The following is a 299-nucleotide window of genomic DNA, read 5'->3' on the forward strand; positions in this document are numbered from 1 at the left end:
TTCCTGCGGTTAATGGAACTATCGCGGAAAGCTTTCTAAGTCTCTCAGTCATTTACACAAGTTTTTATACTGAACCAAAATAACAGTCGATAGTTCATCTAAATTATCATTTATCTGTTCATTTAGTAAAATCTTATCGTTTACCACGTTTAATTTTTTTACAAGCAATTTCATTTCTGATCTGCTTGGAAGATCAACACTTATGTTTCGAATATCTTTCGCCGATTGTAAAATTAAACTGAACACTGTTCCGATCCAGTAAGAAAAATCGTTTTCACTGGATTGGAGCACAAAAAATC

The 299-nt window shown here is 32.8% G+C and carries 1 protein-coding gene; it reads right to left on the minus strand.

The features are described from left to right. Positions 1–48: 48 nt before the first annotated feature. Positions 49–299 (minus strand): restriction endonuclease subunit S domain-containing protein (locus FD23_RS10845; RefSeq protein WP_483803746.1); only part of this gene is annotated, 251 nt, incomplete at its 5' end.

It is taken from the genome of Lactobacillus delbrueckii subsp. delbrueckii DSM 20074 = JCM 1012 (assembly GCF_001433875.1).
GTDB classification, from domain to species: domain Bacteria; phylum Bacillota; class Bacilli; order Lactobacillales; family Lactobacillaceae; genus Lactobacillus; species Lactobacillus delbrueckii.